We start from the raw sequence: 18,006 nt of genomic DNA, 5'->3' as shown, positions 1-18,006 counted from the left end.
TCGGTCTGGGCACCAGCGCCCCGCCCGCCATCCTGAATGGGCGTTTGGGGCTGGATGACATTGCCATTTACGAAAACTGAGCCGACGGTACAATGGCGCGGGGCTGTGCCCCGTGCCAACTATGCTGAGTCGGAGGTGAGGGCACGATGTAGAGACGCGTATTCGCGTCTCGGCGTTGAACGACACCCGCCAGAACGATTCAAGAAGCCGATATAAACAACATCAGCAACGACGAGACGCGAGTACGCGTCTCTACACTCAGATATATGTTTCGCAGAAAATTTCTTCAAAGCCTGGGCCTGCTGAGTGCGGGCATGAGTCTGCCGCTGGCTCCGGCGGCCGTAGCCGAACTGGCAGAGTCGAAAGCCGCCCCGCACAAGCTCAACCTCACACCGCTCACGATTAAGGGCCGCGTGCACGCGGGCGGTAAAGGCCTGGCCGGCGTACCCGTCACGGACGGCTACAACATCGTGCTCACCGACAAAAGCGGCCGCTACACGCTAACCAGCAACTCCACCGCCGAGTTTGTGTATCTCACCCTACCCCGTGGCTACCAGATTCCGCACGAGAAGGGCGTGGCGCGGTTCTACCAGCCCATCAAACCCGGCCAACGGAGCATGACGGCCGACTTCGCCCTGCAACCGCTACCCGGCGACGACTCGAAACACACCTTTATGGTGTGGGCCGATCCGCAGATGATCGACAAGAAGGACACGCACGAACTGATAACCGTATCGGCGCCCGACCTCAAGCAGCTGGCCGCGCAGTACAACAGCCCCAACACCTTTGCCATCGGGTGCGGCGACTTGGTGTGGGACCATTTCGAGCTGTTTGAGGACTACAAGCAGGCCGTGGACATCACCGGAATTCCGTTTTTTCAGGTGATTGGCAACCACGACATGAACATCAAAGCCCGCTCCGACGACGGCTCGGCCGAGACGTTCAAGAGCTTGTTCGGGCCTACCTACTATTCATTCAACCGGGGCGAGGTGCACTACGTGGTGTTGGATGACGTGTTTTTCATCGGCCCGCCCAAAAAGTACATTGGCTACCTTACGGAGACGCAGTTGCAGTGGCTGGAGCAGGACCTGAGCCACGTGAAGCCAGGTAGCACCGTGGTGGTGGCCCTGCATATTCCGGTAGACAGCGGCGACAAACGGCGCAATCAGCTCAAGGACGAGTCGCTGGGCGGGGTGGTGTCGAACCGCCACGAGCTGTACCGGCTGCTGAAGCCCTACACGGCCCATATTATGTCGGGCCACACGCACGTGTGCGAGAAAATCTTCCACGAAAACACCATCGAGCACACCCACGGCGCGGTGTGCGGCGCCTGGTGGACTGGCCCCATCTGCACCGACGGCACGCCCAGTGGCTACGGCGTGTATGAAGTAGACGGCCCCACCATTAAGTGGTACTACAAATCCTTCGGCAAGGACCGCAACCACCAGTTCCGCGCCTACCCCAAAGGCGCCAACCCCGAACGCCCCGAGGACATCGTAGTGAACGTGTGGAACTGGGACCCCGAGTGGCAGGTAACGTGGTTTGAAAACGGCCAGCGCCAAGGCCCCATGCACCAGCAAACCAGCCTCGACCCGCTGGCCGTGCAGCTGCAAGCCGGCCCCAAACTCCCGGCCAAGCACAAGTGGGTAGACCCTACCCTAGCCGACCACATGTTCTACGCCCGCCCGTCCAAAGACGCCAAGGAAATCAGGGTGGAAGTGACGGACCGCTTCGGACAGAAATACACCGAAACGGTGGCCGTGTAGCTCCGACAACACGCGTCGCTGCTTATCTTCCTACCTTGCTTTACTACCCTCCGCCTATGCACCGCACCCACACTTTCGCCCTAAGTCTTTGCTTGCTAGGCAGCACCTGGCTCGCGCCGGCCGCGCAGGCCCAGCTGCCCACCAACAACCCACAGGCCGAGCGTATTCTGCTGCCCAATGGCTGGTCGCTGAGTCCGGCGGGGCGGTCGGTGCCGCTCGGTGATTTGCCGCTGAATATGCAGCTCTCACGCAACGGCCGGCTGCTGGCCGTCAGCAACAACGGGCAGGGCACGCAGAGCATTCAGCTGATCGACCCCAAAACGGAAAAGCTGCTGGATGAAAAGGTGATTGGCAAGTCGTGGTACGGGCTGGCGTTCAGTGCTGATGGGCGGCAGCTGTACGCTTCAGGCGGCAACGACAACGTGGTGTTGCGCTACCCTACCGCCGGCAACCGCCTGGGCACGCCCGACACGCTGCGCCTGGGCCGCGCCTGGCCCAACAAAATCGGTCCTACCGGCCTGGCCCTCGACGACGCCCGCCAGCGCCTCTACGTGGTAACGAAGGAAGACAACAGTCTCTACGTGCTCGACACCCGCACCGGGGCCACGGTGCAGAAGGTAGCGCTGGGCCACGAAGCCTACGCCTGCTTGCTCGCCCCCGACCGCCGCACCCTCTACATCTCGCTCTGGGGCGGCGACAAGGTAGCGGTGTTCGACACGCAGACCGGCCGCCTCACCGGCGAAATTGCCACCGAAAGCCACCCCAACGAGCTGCTGTTGACCCGCAACGGCCACTACCTGTTCGTGGCCAATGCCAACGACAACTCGGTATCGGTGGTAGACACGCGCACGCGCCGGGTGCTGGAGGTGATTTCGACGGCCCTCTACCCTACCCACCTCACCGGCTCGACCACCAACGGGCTGGCCCTGTCGCCCAACGAAAAAATGCTCTACATCGCCAACGCTGACAATAACTGCCTGGCCGTGTTTGATGTGCGCACGCCAGGCAAGAGCGCGGCCCGCGGCTTCATCCCGACGGGCTGGTACCCGACCAACGTGAAGACCCTGGGGCGTACCATCCTGGTAGCCAATGGCAAAGGGTTTTCTTCGCTAGCCAATCCGCAGGGGCCGCAGCCGGTGAAGAACACCGACAACAGCGGCTCGCACACCGGCGTAACGGGCCAGCCGGTGCAGTACATCGGCAGCCTGTTTAAAGGCACGCTGTCGTGTATTCCGCAGCCCAACGAGGCCCATTTGGGCGCCTACTCCAAGCAGGTGTACGCCAACACGCCCTTCACGGCTGAGTCTGAACGCCAGGCCGCGGCCCGGCCCGTCGGCCATCCGGTACCCGGCAAGGTAGGCGAAAAGTCGCCCATCAAGTACGTGTTCTACGTCATCAAGGAAAACCGCACCTACGACCAGGTGCTGGGCGATATGCCGGAGGGCAACGGCGACTCTACCCTGTGCGTGTTTCCGGAGAAGGTGACGCCCAACCACCACGCCCTGGCCCGCGAATTTGTGCTGCTCGACAACTTCTATGTGAATGCCGAGGTGAGTGCCGACGGCCACAACTGGAGCATGGCCGCCTACGCCACCGACTACACCGAGAAAACCTGGCCCACCAGCTACGGCGGCCGCGGCGGCACCTACGACTACGAGGGTACCCGCCCGATTGCCTACCCCCGCGACGGCTACATCTGGGACTACTGCCAGCGCGCCGGCCTGCGCTACCGCACCTACGGCGAGTTTGCCGACAAGGGCAAAACCCCGCTCAAATCGTTGCAGGGGCACGTGTGCGTGCCGTCGCCGGGCTTTAATATGGATATCCAGGACGTGGAGCGGGTGCGCATCTGGCGGCAGGATTTCGACTCGCTGCTGGCCGTGGGGGCCGTGCCGCAGTTCAGCACCATCCGCCTCAGCAACGACCACACCAGCGGGCAGCGGCGCGGCAAGTACACGCCCATTGCCGCCATGGCCGACAACGACCTAGCCCTGGGCCAATTGGTAGAGCACCTGTCGAAAAGCCCGATTTGGAAAGAATCGGTGGTGTTTGTGCTGGAAGACGACGCCCAGAACGGCCCCGACCACGTGGACGCGCACCGCTCCCCGGCCTTCGTGATTAGCCCCTACACCCGCCGCGGCACCGTCAACCACACGCTCTACTCCACCTCGGGCGCGCTGCGCACCATGGAGCTGCTGCTGGGCCTACCCCCTATGAGTCAGTACGATGCCGCCGCCCTCCCCCTAGCCGACTGCTTCACCACCACGTCCAACGCCACGCCCTACCAGGCCCGCCCCGCCCGCGTAGACCTGGACGCCCGCAACGTGGCCTGGAACAAAAGCGCCGAGAAGTCGGAGCGCTTCAACCTGGCTCGCGAAGATGCCGTGCCCGATCTGGAGCTGAACGAGGTGATCTGGAAGTTTGTGCGCGGCGAAAACGCCACGCCCCCCGCTCCCCGGCGCGGCGCCTTCCTGAAGCTGGCGCCCAAGCGCGACGATGACGACGATTGATGCCCCCCGGCCCTACCCCTACCCGCGCCGTAAAACCTCCTTTCGATGAAAATCTTGCTGCTGCTCCTTCCCCTGCTCGCCATGCTCACGCCCGCCCCTACCCCACCACCACCGCTCGACACGCAGGGCCACCGCGGCTGCCGCGGCCTGCTGCCCGAAAACACCGTGCCGGCCATGCTGAAGGCGCTGGACCTAGGCGTGACGACCCTGGAAATGGACGCCGCCATCAGCCAGGACAAGCAGGTGCTGCTCTCCCACGACCCCTACATGAACGCCGACTTCGTACACACGCCCGATGGCCAGCCGCTCACGTCGGCCGCGGGTAAAGCCCTGCGCCTCTACGGGTTGCCCTACGCAGAAATTCGGCGCTACGACGTGGGCAGCCACGGCAACCCCAAGTTTCCGCGGCAAGAGAAACTGAAGACATACAAGCCGCTGCTGGCCGAGGTCATCGACTCAGTGGAGGCGCACGCGCGGCGGCAGGGACGGCCCCTACCCTACTACAACATCGAAACCAAGACGACCCCGGCCGGCGACAACACCCTGCACCCCGAGCCGGAGGAGTTTGTGCAGCTCCTGCTGGCGGTGGTACTGGAAAAAGGCGTGCAGGACCGCGTAATTATCCAGTCGTTTGACCCGCGCACGCTGGAAGTGGTGCACCGCACGCACCCTACCCTGCGCACGGCTCTGCTGGTGGAAAACCTGGATGGACTAACAGCCAACTTGAAACGCCTTAGCTTCCGGCCGACTATCTACAGCCCCTACTACAAGCTAGTGACCTCCAAAATGGTGCAAACCTGCCACAAGCAAGATATCCAGGTTATTCCGTGGACGGTAAATTCTGCTGCGGCTATTAAGGAATTGGTAGCGCAGCAGGTAGACGGAATTATTACGGATTATCCGGATTTATTTTCGGATAAAAAATTATAGCGGTTTTGCGAACGGTTCAGCCAGTCATTTAAGCGGACTCTATGCAGTTACATACCTCAAATGAGTATGGCTTCATTCTATACGTATGTTCATCGCCAAGCAGCGGCCGAAACGTTTGCGAAAACGCTATGCATCTAAACTATTTTTTAAATAAGAACATGAAATATTCAGATATATTTTCTCTTTTACTCATATCAAGTACTGTGTGTTCTTGCAATCCTACAGAGCAAGAAATAATAGGCACATATACTAGCCCTAGTAAAAAACAAAACATTGATACTTTATCATTATTCCCCAATGGAACATACAGTAGAAAATTATACTCCACAAAAGACGGTCATCTAATATTTAACAATAGTGATTTATGGAAGTATGATCAAAATGGACATATCATTTTGTATAGCTACTTACTGGATGATGATCGAGATTATAGAAAAGAAGTTATTGAATATTTTACAATTACGTCATCGTTGCCTGTGAAAAAAAGATTCTTTAGTACCATTAAAATTGATTGTTGCATAGAAAATGAGGATATACCATATTATAAGATAAAGAATTAACATATTATAGAATTTTCGCAAACAGTTCGGCCGCTGCTCGGCGATGAATACGTATAGAATGAAGCCATACTCATTTGAGGTACGTAACTGCATAGAGTCCACTTAAATGACTGGCTGAACCGTTCACAAAACCGCTTATGCATAATCACTGTACAGCTTACAGCGGTTTTGTGAACCGTAGAAACGCACAGATGCATCTCTACATCCAGTAGTATTTACTGTTTATGAAACCGCTGTAGCATACTTGCAGACTACTCCTGTTTTGTTACCTGCTTTCTACTTAATGATTATGTTTATGTTACGTGTTTGTACTTTACATTATGAATTTATCAATCCTATTTATTCTTAAATAAAGCCCAGATTCGTCATTTTATATTTGCAGCATCGAAAAACGCAGCTAGTTCTTTTGCGCTTTCGACTAGCACTTTATTGTAGCGTTTTTTGCTGCTCCCGCCCTTTCCTGTTTGTGCCGTCTGGCTTCGCTCTATGAGGCCGATGGCACCACCGTGCCCCTACTTTCCTCCAACCAATACACCTATTCTATGAACCTACTTTCTACCGTTTCTGGCTGGAAACGTGGGCTGCTGCTGCCTGTTGCGGTGTGCGGCAGCCTGGTAGCTACGGCCCAGCAGGCCCGCTCCGTCAGCGGCCGCATCACCGACACTGCCGGCGAGGCCCTACCCGGCGTGACGGTGCTGGCCAAGGGCACCCAGGTAGGCACCGTAACCGACGCTACCGGCGCCTACTCGCTGCAAGTACCCGCAGAGGCGAACACGCTGGTGGTTTCGTATTTAGGCTTCCATACGCAGGAAGTGCCGCTGAACAACCGCACCAGCATCGACATTAAACTAGCACCCGATACGAAGGCGCTGGAAGAGGTAGTAGTGGTAGGCTACGGCACGCAGAAAAAGGTGAACCTGACCGGCGCCGTGGACCAGGTGACGTCGGAAGTGCTGCAAAACCGCTCGGTGCCCAACCTCACGCAGGGCTTGCAGGGCGTGCTGCCCAACCTGAACCTGGTGCCTGGCGACGGCAAGCCGATTCAGTCACCGGCCTACAATATTCGGGGTACTACGTCTATCGGGCAGGGGGGCAATGCGCTGGTGCTGATTGACGGTGTGGAGGGCGACCCCAGCCGCCTGAACCCCAACGACGTCGCCACGGTATCGGTGCTGAAGGATGCTTCGGCGGCGGCTATTTACGGGGCGCGGGGTGCGTTTGGCGTGGTGCTGATTACGACGAAAAACCCCAGCCAGGACCGCACCAGCATCACCTACTCGTTCAACCAGGCCATTAAGAGCCCCACGGCGGTGCCGGATTTCGTGACCGATGGCTACCAGTTTGCCAAGATGTTCAACGAGGGGTGGTCGGCGTGGAACGACTACTCTCAGACCCCGCAGAACATCAACAAGACCGTGAAGTTCTCGCCCGAGTACCTGGCCGAGCTGAAGCGCCGCTCCGAGGACCCCAGCCTACCCAAGGTAGACGTGAATGCCAACGGCGAGTACGTGTATTACGGTAACACCGACTGGTACAAGGAGCTGTATAAGAAGCGCACCAGCTCGTCGGAGCACAACGTGTCGGTGTCGGGGAGCAGTGGCAAGGCCAGCTTCTATGCCACGGGTCGCTACTTCGGGCAGGACGGGCTATTTCGCTATAATTCTGACGATTACCGGATGTATAACTTCCGGGTGAAGGGGGCCTTGGACCTGTTTCCGTGGCTGCGTGTGGAGAACAACGCCGACTACTCCAACATGACCTACCACAACCCGCTGAACGTGGGCGAGGGTGGGGGCATTTGGCGCAATATTGCCGATGAGGGCCACACGGTAGCGCCTATGTTCAACCCCGACGGCACGCTTACCTACTCGGCGGCTTATACGGTGGGCGACTTTTGGTACGGCAAAAACGGCATCGACCTCGACGAGCGAGTGTTTCGGAACACGACGTCGTTCAGCTCGCGGTTTTTCGACAACAAATTCCGCGTCAACGGCAACTTCACCATTCGCAACACCGACAACGACCGCACCCAAACGCGCGTGCCGGTGCCGTATAGCCGCAAGCCCGGCGTGATTGAGTACGTGGGCACCAACACCAACGACTACCTGCGCGCTTTCGGGCAGACGCGCTACCTGGCCACCAACCTCTACACCGAGTACGAAACCAACTTCACGCCGGCGCACTACTTCAAGGCGCTGCTGGGCTACAACTACGAGCAGTCGACGTACCAGGCGCTGCAAACCCAGCGCAACGGCCTGATTTACGAAGGCGCCCAGGATATTAATCTGGCCCTGGGTCAGGCCATTACCACGGGCGGTGGCTGGGACCGATGGAACATCTCGGGTGGTTTCTATCGCCTGAACTACTCCTTTAAGGACCGCTACCTGCTGGAAGCCAGCGGGCGCTACGACGGCTCCTCGAAGTTTCCGGAGAACGAGCGGTTTGCCTACTTTCCGTCGTTCTCGGCGGGGTGGCGCATCTCCAACGAGCCGTTCTGGAAGGTGTCGCCTAACCTGATTTCGGAGTTGAAAATCCGGGGCTCGTATGGGGCGCTGGGCAACGGCAACATCAACTCCTACGCCTTCCAGGAGCAGTTCAGCATTGCGCAGTCGGGTAGGGTGCTGAACGGGGTGCGGCCCCAGTACACCGGCCAGCCCAACGTGCTGCCCAACGGCCTAACTTGGGAAACCTCCACTACCTCGGACCTGGGCCTGGACCTGAGCATGCTGAAAAACCGCCTGACGCTGAACGCCGACGGCTACATCCGCAACACCACCGACATGTTTACGGTAGGCCCTACCCTGCCGGCCGTGTTTGGTACCGACATCCCGAAGGGCAACTATGCCGACCTGCGCACCAAGGGCTGGGAAGTGGCCCTGAACTGGCGCGACCAGGCAAATGTGGGCGCTAGCCCCTTCGCCTACGGTCTGCGCCTGACCCTGGCCGACTACACGGCCCACATCACCAAGTACAACAACCCCAACAAGCGCCTGAACGACTACTACGAGGGGCAGCGCCTGGGCGAAATCTGGGGATATACTACCGACGGGCTGTTTGTGTCGCAGGATCAGATCAGTGCGTCGCCCTCGCAGGCTCTGTTCCGGGCCTCCACCAGCGGCCAACTTCTGCCCGGCGACATCAAGTTTGCCGACCTGAACGGCGACAACGTTATCAACAACGGCGACAACACCGTGGCCAACCCCGGCGACCGGCGCGTGATTGGCAACTCTCTACCCCGCTACACCTACGGCGTGATGGCCGATGCCAGCTGGCACAACTTCTTCTTCTCGGCCTTCTTCCAAGGGGTAGGGCACCAAGACTGGTACCCTGGCGCGGAAGCAGGCACGTTCTGGGGCCAGTACAACCGGCCCTATAACAAGGTGCCGACCTCGCAGTTGGGCAACATCTGGTCGGAAGACAACCCCGATGCCTACTTCCCCCGCTACCGCGGCTACGTGGCCCAAAATGGCGCCGGCGAACTAACCCAAACCCAGACGCGCTACCTCATCAACGCGGCGTATATCCGCCTGAAAAACATTCAGTTGGGCTACAACCTGCCGGTGTCGCTGATTAACCGCGCCAAGCTGTCGGCTGCGCGGGTATACGTGTCGGGTGAGAACCTGTGGGCGTGGTCGCCGCTCTACAAAATCACCCGCGATTTGGACGTGGAGAGCATCGGCCGCTCCGACGCCTTGCTGAGCCCTCCAGCCGCTAATAGCTCCAACCCCAACAGCAATAGCAGCGGCAACGGCAACAACTACCCCATCCTCAAAAGTGTCATCCTGGGCTTGTCGGTGACTTTTTAACGGCGAGACCCCACCCCCGGCCCCTCCCCTCCGGGAGAGGGGTGCGTTCTAACGAATCAGTCGTCTGGCACCCCTCTCCCGGAGGGGAGGGGCCGGGGGTGGGGTGCACACATCAGCTAAAACACCATGAAACAATACCTTACCACCTTCCTCCTCCTGTGCCTGGCCCTGGCCGGCTGCGATTCGCTGGACCAGGAGCCCGAGGCTACTGTCACAGGCTCAGCCGTGTTCAGCAGCGAGCGGGGCCTGGAGCTGTACGCCAACTCCTTCTACGACGTGCTGCCGACCGCCAACGACATCGTGCGCGGCGACGCCATGGCCGACTACGCGGCCCGCACCCAGGTACCCGATTTTCTGCTGCCCGGCGCTTTTAGCGCCCGACAAAGTTCGGGCTGGGACTGGCGCCCGCTCCGCAACATCAACTACTTCATTGCCAACAACAACAATCCCGCCGTGGCGCCGGCCGTGCGCAACCATTACCTGGGCCTGGCGCGGTTTTTCCGGGCGTGGTTTTACTTCGATAAGGTGAAGCGCTTCGGGGATGTGCCGTGGATTGGCAAGCCCCAGTCGGTGGACGACCCTACGCTCTACAACGCCCGCGACCCGCGCACCCTGGTGATGGACTCGGTACTGGCCGATTTGAACTTCGCCATCCAGAATATCACAACTACCGCCGACAACAGCCGCAGCCTCGTGACCAAGCAAACGGCCGCCGCCTTCAAGTCGCGGGTGTGCCTGTTTGAGGGCACGTTTCGGAAATACCAGACCGGCTACGGCCTCACGGGCAGCGCCAACCAGTGGCTGACCGAAGCCGCCACCGCTGCCGAGCAGGTGATGACCACCGGCGGCTTCAGCCTGAATGCGGCCGGCGGCACCGACCGCGCCTATCGCCAAGTGTTTATCAGTCAGGCCCCAGTAGGCTCGGAAGTGATTCTGGCCGCCGTGTCGGACCCGGCGCTGAGCGTGTACAATGACGCCAACTGGTGGTGGACCAGCGCCACCTACGGCTCGCGCGTGAGCCTGATTCGCACCTTCGTGAACACCTACCTGAACATCGACGGCACGCCCTTCACCAGCAAGGACGGCTACGAAACACTACCCTTCGCGCAGGAGGTGAAGGGCCGCGACAAGCGTCTGCAACAAACCATTCGGACGGGCGACTACCGCCGCACCAACGGCAACGCCACCGAGGCAGCACCGCCCGTTTTTTCCTACACCTATACTGGCTACCAGCCCATTAAGCTGACGCTGGACGACACCTACTACGACGGCGGCACGCGCAACATCAACTCCCTACCCATCATTCGCTACGCCGAGGTGCTACTGAACTACGCCGAGGCCAAGGCCGAGCTGGGCACTTTCACGAACGCTGACTGGGTGAAAACCATTGGCGCCCTGCGCCAGCGCGCCGGCATCACGGGCGGCCTTACGGCCAAGCCCGCTGTAGCCGATGCCTACCTGCAAACCAACTACTTCCCCGGCATCTCGGATGCAGCGCTGCTGGAAATCCGCCGCGAGCGGGGCATCGAGCTGGTGCTAGAGGGCTTCCGCTTCGCCGACATCACGCGCTGGCGTCGCGGGCCGCTGATGGAAATGACCTGGAACGGCTTCTATGTGCCCGCCCTGAACCAGCCACTGGACCTGAACGAGGACGGCAAAAACGACGTGGCGTTCTACCAGAACACGGCCCCTACCCCCGCCGCGGGTGTCACCTACGTGAACGTGTCGCCTACCCTCAACGGCCGCGCCAACCCCCAGCAGCTCAAGAACGGCACTTCCGGCGAGCTGACCTGGCTGACGAACGTGCCCCGCAAGTGGGACGACAAATTCTACCTCTACCCCATCCCCGAAGCCGACCGCCTCATCAACCCCAAGCTCGGCCAGAATCCGGGCTGGGAATAGGCAAACATAGATAACCGGCTGTCATCCTGAGCGGAGCGAAGGACCTTATCACGGTAGCACGAGTCGTTGTGACGCCTGCCGTTCTATCGTGATAAGGTCCTTCGCTCCGCTCAGGATGACAGACAATTTGCCTGCAAACCATTACAACCGCTTTCTTCCTCAATGCTCAAGCAAACCCTACTCGCGGCGCTTCTCTTCCTCGGCGCGGCCTCTACCCTCTCGGCACAAACGCTGAAGCTGGCGACTTATAACATCCGCTACGACAACAAGAACGACACGGCCAATGCCTGGAGCAAGCGTGTGCCCTACCTCACCAAGCTCGTTCGCTTTCAGGACTTTGATGTGTTTGGCACCCAGGAAGTGCTGTATAACCAGTTGCAGGACATGGCCGGCCAGTTGCCCGGCTACGCGCACGTGGGCGTGGGCCGCGACGACGGCAAGCAGGCCGGCGAGTTCTCCACCATCTTTTATAAGAAGGATAAGTTCGACCTACTGCAACAGGGCACGTTCTGGCTGTCGCCTACCAGCGCCACGCCCAGCAAGGGCTGGGATGCCGCCCTGCCCCGCATCTGCTCCTGGGCGCACCTGCGCGAGAAAAACACCGGCTTCACGTTCTATTTCTTCAACACCCACTTCGACCATGTGGGCAAGGAAGCCCGCCGCGAAAGTGCCAAGCTGATTCTTAGCAAGGTGAAGGAAATGGCCGGCACCACGCCCGCCATCCTAACCGGCGACTTCAACATCGACCAGCGCAACGAGAGCTACAGCATCCTCAATACCTCGGGCACGCTGCGCGACGCCTACCAGACGGCCCCGCTGGTGTACGCGCCCAACGGCACGTTCAACGGCTTCGACCCCACGCGCAAAACCGACGCCCGCATCGACCACATCTTCCTCAGCCCCGCCTTCACCGCCACCCGCTACGGCATTCTGACGGACACCTATGGCGGCGGCAAACTTCCTTCCGACCACTACCCTGTGGCTGTGGAAGTGCGCTACGCGAAGAAGAAGTAGTAGTTAGGTATTGGTGTGGGGCTGTGCCCCGCGCCAGTACCGCAAGGCGATACTTATAACAACTATCTAGCAATCAATTATATAAATGCTATATTATTCATTATCACGTAATATTTGCGTCATGTTGCGGTAATGCGTTGCCGGTAGCTTTGGCTACTCAACCAACCTACCCCTATGCGCCTACACCTCTACGCTTTTTTACCGGCCACCGCTTTCCTGCTGAGCTTGGGCCTTGGCCGGGCCGAGGCCCAAACCACGCCTAGCATCAGTCGGCCTAGCGCGACCATTACGGTGGCCGAAAACGCGGGTTCCGTCAGTATTCCGCTCACGATTACCAACCCCGGCGCGGCGGCCAGCACCGTGGAGGTGGCGTTGCAGGCGTTTGGGACGGCCACGGCCGGGCAGGATTTCACCTACGCGGCCACCCAAACCGTAACCTTTCCGGCGGGCGCCACCGGCACCCAAACCATCACCATTCCGATTCTGGATGACGCTGCGGCCGAGGATGCGGAGTACTTTGTGGTGCGCTTGCAAAACCCGACCAACGCCACCGTGGCGGCGGCCTCGGCGGATATTCTGGTCTACATCCGCGACAACGACACGCCCGCGCCTACCCTCAACCGAGGGCTGACCCTCAGCCTGTTGCAGAGCTACCAAACGGCTACCCCGTTTGAAGGCACAAAGCAAATCAACTCGGCTGAAATTGCGGCTTACGACCCTACCACCAAGCGCCTGTACGTGGCCAACTCCGTTGGAGGTAAGCTGGACATCCTGAATCTGGCTAATCCGGCGGCCATCGTGGCGGTAGCTTCTATTGATATCAAATCTTATGGTGGCCTCAACTCGGTGGCCGTGCGCAACGGCGTAGTGGCCTGCGCTATTGAAAACACGAATCCGCAGGCCAACGGCAGCGTGGTGTTCTTCGATCAGAATGGCGCCTTTGTGAAGCAGGTGACCGTGGGCGCCATGCCCGATATGGTGACGTTCTCGCCCGACGGCCGCCTGGTGCTGACGGCCAACGAGGGCGAGCCCAAGGCCGACTACACCGCGGACCCCGAGGGTAGCGTGTCGATTATCGACATCTCGGGCGGTGTGCCCGGCCTTGCGCAAACCAACGTGACGACCGTAGGCTTCACCAGTTACAACGACCAGGCAGCCCAGCTGCGCCAACAGGGCATCCGCATCTACGGTGGGCTAGCGGCGGCGCCCGCCACCGTGGCGCAAGACCTAGAGCCCGAGTATATTACGGTGAGTGCCGACTCGAAAACGGCTTACATCAGCCTCCAGGAAAACAACGCCATAGCGGTGCTGGACCTGACCACCAACCAGTTCACTGCCCTGCGGCCCGTGGGGTACCAAGACCACCGGCAAGCGGGTTTCAGCCTGGATGCTTCCGATCGTACTCAGGATATACTACTAGCCAACTGGCCCATCCGGGGCATGCGCCAGCCCGATGCCATTACCACGTTTGAGGTAGGCGGCACGCCCTACCTGCTGACGGCCAACGAGGGCGACGCCCGCGACTATTCCGCTTTCAGCGAGCAAGTGCGTGTCAGTGCCAACTCCTACGTGCTCGACCCCACGGCTTTCCCCAACGCGGCGCTGCTCAAAAACGAAGCGGTGCTGGGTCGCCTGAACGTGACCAACAAGCTGGGCGACACCGACGGCGACGGCGACTTCGACGAAATCTACGCCTACGGGGGCCGCTCGTTCAGCATCTTCAACGCCAGCACCGGCGCGCTGGTGCACGATAGCGGCAACCTGCTGGAGCGCGTAACCAGCGCCGATGCCACCTACGGCGCCATTTTCAACGCCAGCAACAGCTTCGGCGAAGCCCCCACCCGTAAGAACCGCTCCGACGACAAAGGCCCCGAACCGGAAGGCGTGACGACGGGCCGCATCGGGGATACCCTGTACGGTTTCGTGTCGCTGGAGCGCGTGGGCGGGGTAGCGGTGTTCAATCTGAACAACCCCGCCGCGCCCGTGCTGGAGCAGTACATCAACAACCGAAGCCTCACGGCCGGCACCGGCGATTTGGGTCCCGAGGGCATTGTGTTCGTGGCCGCCACCGACAGCCCCACGGGCCAGCCGATGTTGCTACTCGCCAACGAGGTCAGCAGCACGATTGCGGCCTATGGCATCCAGGCGGCCACGCCTACCCCCACGCGCGGGCCGTTGGCCGCAGCCGCGGCGCTGCAACTCTACCCCAACCCCACCCAGGGTAGCATGGTGCGTCTGAGCCGTGCCGTATCGGGCACGCTGCTGGACCTCACGGGCCGCCCCGTGCGCACCCTCTCCGCCACCGACCGCCTCGAAACCACCGGCCTGGCGGGCGGCGTGTATATGCTACGCACCACCGATGGTGCTACCAGCAAGCTGGTGGTACGGTAGACCAAGGCGTACATAATCAGCCACAACCAGAATGGCCCTTGCGCTGCTAGCACAAGGGCCATTCTGGTTGTGGCTGATTATGTACACCTACGGCCGCTACGCGGCCATCGTGCAGCCTACCCTACTGCTGATACACGCGCACGTAGTCTACCTCGTAGCGGCTGGGTAGGGTAGTACCTTCCAGGGGGCCGCCGTTGTCGCCGCCCAGGGCTAGGTTCAATAAGGTATAATGCGGCTGCCTCATCGGGTTGCGGCCGGTGCCGTCCTGGTTTACGGTGGCCGTGAGCGGGGTTTCGTTGAGCAGCAGGTCGTCCACGTAGAGGCGAATGGAGTCGGCGTCCCAGTCCATGCGCCACACGTGGAATTTCTTGGCCCAATCGGGGTCAGGGAAGGAGTCGACGGCTTTGGTTTCGCTGTGCCACTTGGCGGTGTAGCGCTTGTCGGTGCCGGAGGCTACGTTGGCGAGAATCTTCCCTTTGTAGCACTCCATAATGTCGATTTCGCCATTGGCGGGCCACTCGCCGGCCACGCCCAGCGTCCAGAAGGCGGGCCACAGGCCAGAGCGCGCGTCAATGCGGCCGCGCATCTCGAAACGGCCGTACTGCCACTGGTGTCGGCCCTGCGTGTTCAGGCTGGCCGAGGTGTAGTCGATGGTAGGGCGGCTAATTTTCCAATCGGTGCTGCCGGGCTGATGGGCAGGGTTGGGTCGATTCTCCTTTCGAGCCTCTATAATGAGCATCCCGTTTTCGATGCGGGCGTTGTCGGGCTGGTACCATTGCAGCTCGTGGTTGCGCACGAAGCCATTTTCGAACTGCCAGTTCTGGGGGTCGGGGCGGCCTGCGGTGTTGAACTCATCGGCCCACACCAGCCGCCAGCCATCTTGCGTAGCTGCCGGGGTAGGCGTCGTTGCCCCCAGCGACCAATGCGTAGCCGGCTGATTTGCGGAAGACGCTTCCGGCTTCCACTCCTTTATATAGACGGGCTGCGGGGGTAGGTTTTCCAGGGTTTCGCCGTCGCCCTGGCCGGTACGCTGCACGAATAGGTGCAACACGTGGCGGCGCTGCCACAGCTCGGTGTCGTAGCTGGGCTCCCAGTTGCCCACGCTGGTAGTGGTCAGGTCTGTCACGGCCCACTGGTTTTGGGTAAGGTCGGGACAGGCGGCCACCGAGGCGCGGTCCTGGCGCTCGGCGTCGCGGAACACGAGGTAGGCGGCGGTTTTCCCCTTTTTGGTTTCCACCAGCAGTTGCGGCCGCGAAATCGGAATCTTCTTGGTCCCTACCCCGCTCAGGCTGAACGGCGTGGTGCGCTGGCTGATCTGCTGCGATTTCCAGATGTTACCAGCCTTATAAATCAACTGGTACTGCGGTACTTGCGTACCCTGGGGCCGCCAGTAGGTAGCGATATAGGGCGTGCCGGCCGCATCGGTAGTGATAGTGGTTTGGTTGATCAGCTCGCTGTTTTGTGGAATGCGAGCTGCATATTCCGCCGTGGCCTCCGTGATGGGTAGGCGGTAGGTTTCGCCGGTGCTGCGCTGCCAGGTTTTGCCCCCATCCAAAGAGCGGGCGTAGGCCATGTCGTGGTTGCTGGCCACGTTGGGGCTCTCCCGCCACACCCACGACAAATGGATGGCACCCTTGGCATCGATGCAGGCTTGCCAGTAGGCGTTGCGCCGTCCTTCGCCGTCAATTAAAACATCGTGCAGGCGGCGCCACTGCTGGGTTTTGGTGGAGTAGTAGTTCAGGGCCAGGTTGCCGTTGCCGGAGCTGCCATCGCGGTACAGAAACAGCAGGTCGCCCGAGGGGAAACGGTGAAACTCGGGATATGTCACGTTCTTCTCCCGGTCGCCGGTCATGGGCAGCAACTCGCTCATTTCCAGCGAGCCGGGTGCTTTGCTGCGGCAGTAGTGCAAGGGGTTGCCGTGGTGGTCGAAGGAGCAGTGCAGGTAGCCGCGCCCATCTACCATAATGCTGATGACGTTGTGGGCGTCCTGCACCTTGCCCTGGTATTGGGTGCGCTGCACCTGCCACCGCCCGCGGGGTAGGCGGCGCTTGGCCAGCACCACGTAGCCCAGGGAGTCGTAGTAGGCAGTGTACTGCTCCCGGCCGTGCGTCACCACGGAGTTTTTGCGAAATACGGCCCCGTTCACGTTGTTTTTGGCCCAGCCTAGGCCTACGGGGGTTTGGGCGGGGGTGGCAAAAGGTAGCAGCAGGCTACTCAGCAGCAAGCAAACGGAAAACCGAAAAAGCATAAAAGAAAAGGGAATATCAGTGAGACGCCACGCCTCGGATTCGAATGGTACCGGGTGGGTCTGGTGGCACCCTCTTCAATCCCATAGATGTTGTTTGCACGTCAACCATCGTAGCAGTATCCGATGTAGCTGTAATTTTGATGTTGCCAATGGCAGCGCTGGCAATTCTCAAATCGGCTTCCGCTACCGGCATTCCATTCACTGAGTAGCTAATCGGGCCTGACAATAGCAGCCGTTTTCCTATATCGCTCAGCTTCAAACTCTTTGCTTTAAAAGAGTTTTTCTTTTTTAAGCTGATGTCAATAATACCGTTGGCCGTCAGGCTGCGAAGTTCCAAGGGAGCGTCAGCCCCTTTATAAATCACCAAGGTTTCTATTTCATTGGGGTTCACCTCCGTTAACAAACCATTGATTATCAGATTATTATTCAGAATAATCAGTGACTCCGCAATTGGATGCTCTGGTTGATGCGCTACTGCCTCTGGCTTCCGCCTAGCCGAATCTGCTGCCGGAGCAGCCTGCCGAATTGTCGGGGCCGCTGACTGTGCAGCCGGTGTACGCGGCACAATAGGCGCAACGGGTACCTGTTGTGCCCATCCTGGCTGGCTAGTAAACAGATAGGTGAGCAGCAGAAACGTAAGCCGTAGATAATGCATAGCGTTGTGCTTTAGAGGAATCCGATAGATTGTTTTCTAAGGAAAGCATTCCTGCTGATAATTATACCAAGAGCATTTAGGCCGTCATGCTGAGCGGAGCCGAAGCATCTCGCGTGCTGATGTGGGATACTATCTTTCATTAGCACGCGAGATGCTTCGGCTCCGCTCAGCATGACGGTTTCTCTATTCTACCTACCGCTGGCTTTCGGCGTTGCCTGCGAGGT

General features: G+C 59.8%; 11 protein-coding genes and 1 pseudogene. 9 read left to right on the top strand and 3 right to left on the bottom strand.

What is annotated here, in order from left to right; translation table 11 throughout:
- Positions 1 to 266: 266 nt before the first annotated feature.
- The 9 genes from KYK14_RS18185 to KYK14_RS18145 all read left to right on the top strand — a co-directional run bounded on the left by KYK14_RS18185 (position 267) and on the right by KYK14_RS18145 (position 15,048).
- Entirely contained in the window at positions 267 to 1,766 is a 1,500-nt protein-coding gene (locus tag KYK14_RS18185) for a calcineurin-like phosphoesterase C-terminal domain-containing protein (RefSeq protein ID WP_219160816.1), read from the top strand.
- A gap of 56 nt (positions 1,767 to 1,822) precedes the next feature.
- The gene (locus tag KYK14_RS18180) at positions 1,823 to 4,276 is read left to right on the top strand and encodes a bifunctional YncE family protein/alkaline phosphatase family protein (protein WP_219160814.1); all 2,454 of its coding nucleotides are present in this window, start codon (positions 1,823 to 1,825) and stop codon (positions 4,274 to 4,276) included.
- Between the two features lie 45 nt (positions 4,277 to 4,321).
- A complete protein-coding gene (locus tag KYK14_RS18175) occupies positions 4,322 to 5,206 on the top strand; it encodes a glycerophosphodiester phosphodiesterase family protein (RefSeq protein WP_219160812.1) in 885 nt (294 codons plus the stop codon).
- A 158-nt stretch (positions 5,207 to 5,364) separates the two neighbouring features.
- The gene (locus KYK14_RS18170; RefSeq protein ID WP_219160811.1) at positions 5,365 to 5,766 is read left to right on the top strand and encodes a hypothetical protein; all 402 of its coding nucleotides are present in this window, start codon (positions 5,365 to 5,367) and stop codon (positions 5,764 to 5,766) included.
- Between the two features lie 464 nt (positions 5,767 to 6,230).
- Positions 6,231 to 9,572, top strand: a complete 3,342-nt coding sequence (locus KYK14_RS18165) for a SusC/RagA family TonB-linked outer membrane protein (RefSeq protein WP_246601917.1) — start codon at positions 6,231 to 6,233, stop codon at positions 9,570 to 9,572.
- 126 nt (positions 9,573 to 9,698) lie between these two features.
- Positions 9,699 to 11,474: a RagB/SusD family nutrient uptake outer membrane protein gene (locus tag KYK14_RS18160; protein ID WP_219160809.1), complete on the top strand. Its 1,776-nt coding sequence runs from the start codon at positions 9,699 to 9,701 to the stop codon at positions 11,472 to 11,474.
- A gap of 162 nt (positions 11,475 to 11,636) precedes the next feature.
- Complete coding sequence (locus KYK14_RS18155; RefSeq protein WP_219160807.1) at positions 11,637 to 12,488, top strand: endonuclease/exonuclease/phosphatase family protein; 852 nt, start codon at positions 11,637 to 11,639, stop codon at positions 12,486 to 12,488.
- Between the two features lie 174 nt (positions 12,489 to 12,662).
- Entirely contained in the window at positions 12,663 to 14,879 is a 2,217-nt protein-coding gene (locus KYK14_RS18150) for a choice-of-anchor I family protein (protein WP_219160805.1), read from the top strand.
- A gap of 31 nt (positions 14,880 to 14,910) precedes the next feature.
- Positions 14,911 to 15,048, top strand: coding sequence for a hypothetical protein (locus KYK14_RS18145; RefSeq protein WP_185281755.1), 138 nt, complete (start codon positions 14,911 to 14,913; stop codon positions 15,046 to 15,048).
- On the opposite strand, the gene KYK14_RS22610 is transcribed toward KYK14_RS18145, so the two are convergent.
- The 3 genes and pseudogenes from KYK14_RS22610 to KYK14_RS18130 all read right to left on the bottom strand — a co-directional run bounded on the left by KYK14_RS22610 (position 15,001) and on the right by KYK14_RS18130 (position 17,782).
- Positions 15,001 to 15,795 (bottom strand): glycoside hydrolase family 16 protein, encoded by a 795-nt coding sequence (locus tag KYK14_RS22610; protein ID WP_246601918.1) that lies wholly within the window; start codon positions 15,793 to 15,795, stop codon positions 15,001 to 15,003. The two genes, KYK14_RS18145 and KYK14_RS22610, sit on opposite strands and share 48 nt — an antisense overlap.
- 402 nt (positions 15,796 to 16,197) lie before the next feature.
- Positions 16,198 to 17,127 (bottom strand): annotated as a pseudogene (locus KYK14_RS22605) (BNR repeat-containing protein); the annotation flags it as partial.
- A gap of 16 nt (positions 17,128 to 17,143) precedes the next feature.
- Positions 17,144 to 17,782, bottom strand: coding sequence for a hypothetical protein (locus KYK14_RS18130; RefSeq protein ID WP_219160803.1), 639 nt, complete (start codon positions 17,780 to 17,782; stop codon positions 17,144 to 17,146).
- Positions 17,783 to 18,006: the final 224 nt, after the last annotated feature.

The sequence above is a fragment of the Hymenobacter profundi genome (genome assembly GCF_019334315.1).
Taxonomy (GTDB): Bacteria; Bacteroidota; Bacteroidia; order Cytophagales; family Hymenobacteraceae; genus Hymenobacter; species Hymenobacter profundi.
Note: the sequence above shows the minus strand (reverse complement) of the source record. Positions and strands in the feature narration are given on the sequence as shown.

Coding starts and splice junctions, on each gene's coding strand:
- KYK14_RS18180 (WP_219160814.1), top strand. CDS start 1,823: ATGCACCGCACCCACACTTTCGCCCTAAGTCTTTGCTTGCTAGGCAGC.
- KYK14_RS18150 (WP_219160805.1), top strand. CDS start 12,663: ATGCGCCTACACCTCTACGCTTTTTTACCGGCCACCGCTTTCCTGCTG.
- KYK14_RS18155 (WP_219160807.1), top strand. CDS start 11,637: ATGCTCAAGCAAACCCTACTCGCGGCGCTTCTCTTCCTCGGCGCGGCC.
- KYK14_RS18170 (WP_219160811.1), top strand. CDS start 5,365: ATGAAATATTCAGATATATTTTCTCTTTTACTCATATCAAGTACTGTG.
- KYK14_RS18175 (WP_219160812.1), top strand. CDS start 4,322: ATGAAAATCTTGCTGCTGCTCCTTCCCCTGCTCGCCATGCTCACGCCC.
- KYK14_RS18185 (WP_219160816.1), top strand. CDS start 267: ATGTTTCGCAGAAAATTTCTTCAAAGCCTGGGCCTGCTGAGTGCGGGC.
- KYK14_RS18145 (WP_185281755.1), top strand. CDS start 14,911: ATGGCCCTTGCGCTGCTAGCACAAGGGCCATTCTGGTTGTGGCTGATT.
- KYK14_RS18130 (WP_219160803.1), bottom strand. CDS start 17,782: ATGCATTATCTACGGCTTACGTTTCTGCTGCTCACCTATCTGTTTACT.
- KYK14_RS18160 (WP_219160809.1), top strand. CDS start 9,699: ATGAAACAATACCTTACCACCTTCCTCCTCCTGTGCCTGGCCCTGGCC.